Raw genomic sequence first — 3,059 nt, 5'->3', positions numbered from 1 at the left:
ACATCTACGTAAAGCCACGGTTTACATTCACGTAAACCTTTCAGGTTGGTCGAGATCGTAAGAGCCCGCCATCCTGATTACTCGCTTTTGATCTTCGGTGACTGACAGCACACCCACACATTCCCTGGAGGGAAATGTTGGCGGGTGCATGGGCACCGTGCCGGTGCTGTTCTGGTGAATAAAGCAAGAGCGACGCGATGCTTTTGAAACAGACAGCTACTGAAAAAACGAAGTTTTTGAAGGCTATCAGCTCTTGATCTTGATTCGCTTTTGATCTGTTTTTGATCTTGCTTTTGGGTCTGGGGTGTCCCCAGCAAGTAGGAAGTAACGAAGTTACGTCAAGGGGGGCACCCCCTTGTCCTATCTTGAAGCACTTGATTTCATTTTAAGAAAACTTGAATTTTAGAATTTCTATGATTAGATATAGATATCAACATTCGAAATCTATATGTCAGGAATTAAGAACTTTACAGTAATAGCTCAATCAGTAAAAAAGAAAGGCGATGGCCTAATTGCCTACGTCAATTACTTAACTGATGTAAATGAACCATCACATAAAAACACCGAAATATATCCGGTGTTTGATGGTGCATGTGATAACCCTGAAAAGTTTTTAAACGCAACTTTGTTGGAAATTGCAAAAGCCAATAAAGTTAATGCTGGTCGTGAATATTCAAATTACGCACAATCTTTTGATTTTGTATTGCCGAAAACTATAAAACCAACACCTGAACAATGGAAATCTATAACAAGAGATATTTTAAGAGTTGTTCATAAAGAACTTTTTTTACAAGAACCAGAGCCTGAACCAGATGCAGAAACTGGAAAGATTAAAAAAAACCTAAATTTCAAAGGTTCTGTACCTACTGCTCAACAGTTTGGCGGTAAAACATTCTGTATCATTCATGATCAGAAAAACCCGCACTTAAATATGGTAATCCCAACTGTTTATGATGGTGAAAGACTTCTACGAATTGATAGAAGAAGATTAACCAACGAGTTAAAGAAACAATTCAATTTATCAGTTTTAAGCCATTGCAAAATGGACTATAAAGCATATAAGCCGGAAAATGTGAAACTTGGAAGAAGAAAACCAAAAAGTCAATATTTAGCAGAAAAAGCAGAAAAAGCTGCTAATGAAGCAAAGCAACAGCTACTGGAAGTAGAGAAAAAAACAAAATCAACCATTGAAGGTATGTTTTTCGATGCTGAGATCGATCTGGCCGTCGCTGCAGGGCAGCAGAAGGCCATTCTAGACACGATTATCACGCATGGCGTGGAAAGCCTCACCGATAAGCAAAAGGCTCTCATACCGGCTGATATTGAAGCGGAGAAACAAGCTTTTTCATTGAAAAAGTTGGTTGATGATCTTCAAAAACTTGCAGATAAGGCCGTTACATGGATAACGTCAATTATCATTAAAGCCGATGAATTTGATATTGAATCGAATAGGCAAGAAGTATTAACAACCAAAACAGATATAGAGCTAAATCCTCTATATAGTGATGATATTGGTGATAATATTGAAAAGGTTCTTGATGCGTATGAAACACAAGTAGAAGATAATCCAACATTTAACCCGGTTTCGGAAAAAAGACGTAAGATAAAATACAAATAACAAAAAGCGAAGCACCAGAAGCTTTTAAAGCCCGTAAGGGCTTATTGGTTTATTTCTTTTAAAATTCTTTCGATTTCATCATCAAAAAAATCCATTTTTTCTTTTAAATAACGATAAAAATCCTTTGTTTCTTGGGGGATTGGCTTAGCCATTCCCTCAATCGTCTTTGTTTGTGCTTCTAATGCGTCTCTTCTATCATTCAAAAAGCAATAAATGATGTAATTATCATTAAAAACCATTGTTTTTAATGCTTGTTTCCATGCTGGTATATTTTCTTTATTCATTTTCTTCTCCTTTGTCTGTTTCTGTTAATGTTTTTTTACCGTTCAATGTAGTAACTTTGATTTTCTTAGTTTTAACATCGGTCCAGTTCTCGCCTTGTTCGTCCTGAGTAACAAAGACTTTCGCACTAAACGTGGCGGTTTTGTTTTTGCTTTGGTTATCGCTTGTCCAAAACACATTGGAATTTATCATGTAGACGTTAGAGCTACCTGATTTAATGACTTTAATAAAATTACTATCTTGTAAATCGCCTATTGCTTTTGAACATGTTTGTCTTGATTTTTTTGTTATTTGCATCATTGCTGAATAAGAAATTAAAATCGCATTTTCTTTATCCATTAGCTCTACAAGTATTAAAAGAATCTCGAAAGCTGTTGCGTTTAAATTAACTAATCCACGTAATTGTTTTATATTTTCTTTATACATTTGAACAAAGTTCAAATTCTTTCTTTCTTTTAATTCGTTATCTTTTTCTTCAATTATAGTTAGAAGTCTCGCATTAGCGTCTCTTAGTTCTTCTATGTTTCTTTTATCTTCAATATTACTTTGCATAATAAGATCCTCGATGTTAGTAATTAAGTTTTACCATAGATTTACACCATGTCAAGCCAACGCTTGACATAATGTATAAAAATCATTGAAAAATTGAAAAAAAAATAGGTAAACCGTGGCTTTACGTAGATGTAAACCGTGGCTTTACATGCCCCATAAGAGGTAAATCATCGCAAAGTATTGATTTATAAGGATTTTTTTGAAAAAAATCATGAAAAAAAAAGTTATCGCTCTAGTATCTGATCTTCAGGGATCTCGAGATCGTGGGATTTCCATGATTTTCGAGATCATAGGGACACCCAGAGCGTGGCTAGTGGTGTAGATCGTCCTGTGGTGTCCCTACAAGCAACGATCTGGCGAAAGCCGTGTGTGTGCCTCAGTTGAGAGCCTAACGCCTCACTACGTTCGTTGTTGGGTCATTCGTCATCGCTGGCCAAGAAGCCGGCCACCGATGCCAAACGACCTTGATCGATCAGGTTTACATCTACGTAAAGCCACGGTTTACATTCACGTAAACCTTTCAGGTTGGTCGAGATCGTAAGAGCCCGCCATCCTGATTACTCGCTTTTGATCTTCGGTGACTGACAGCACACCCACACATTCCCTG

3 protein-coding genes are annotated in these 3,059 nt (G+C 36.8%); 1 reads left to right on the top strand and 2 read right to left on the bottom strand.

Going from position 1 to position 3,059, the window contains the following annotated elements:
• The first annotated feature begins 448 nt into the window (after positions 1-448).
• Positions 449-1,618: a hypothetical protein gene (locus QMX98_RS33595; protein WP_282412039.1), complete on the top strand. Its 1,170-nt coding sequence runs from the start codon at positions 449-451 to the stop codon at positions 1,616-1,618.
• A gap of 41 nt (positions 1,619-1,659) precedes the next feature.
• Here QMX98_RS33595 and QMX98_RS33590 read toward each other — a convergent pair whose 3' ends face one another.
• The gene (locus QMX98_RS33590) at positions 1,660-1,902 is read right to left on the bottom strand and encodes a hypothetical protein (RefSeq protein ID WP_282412038.1); all 243 of its coding nucleotides are present in this window, start codon (positions 1,900-1,902) and stop codon (positions 1,660-1,662) included.
• Entirely contained in the window at positions 1,895-2,452 is a 558-nt protein-coding gene (locus QMX98_RS33585; protein WP_282412037.1) for a replication/maintenance protein RepL, read from the bottom strand. The genes QMX98_RS33590 and QMX98_RS33585 overlap by 8 nt, the downstream gene beginning before the upstream one ends.
• Between the last annotated feature and the right edge of the window lie 607 nt (positions 2,453-3,059).

The organism is Pseudomonas sp. PS02303 (assembly GCF_029959925.1).
In the GTDB taxonomy this organism is placed as follows: Bacteria; Pseudomonadota; Gammaproteobacteria; order Pseudomonadales; family Pseudomonadaceae; genus Aquipseudomonas; species Aquipseudomonas mandelii.
This window is presented reverse-complemented; position numbering and strand designations above follow the sequence as displayed.

Bases quoted from the DNA above. Each gene is read 5' to 3' on its own strand.
- QMX98_RS33585 (WP_282412037.1), bottom strand. From the start codon at position 2,452: ATGCAAAGTAATATTGAAGATAAAAGAAACATAGAAGAACTAAGAGAC.
- QMX98_RS33590 (WP_282412038.1), bottom strand. From the start codon at position 1,902: ATGAATAAAGAAAATATACCAGCATGGAAACAAGCATTAAAAACAATG.
- QMX98_RS33595 (WP_282412039.1), top strand. From the start codon at position 449: ATGTCAGGAATTAAGAACTTTACAGTAATAGCTCAATCAGTAAAAAAG.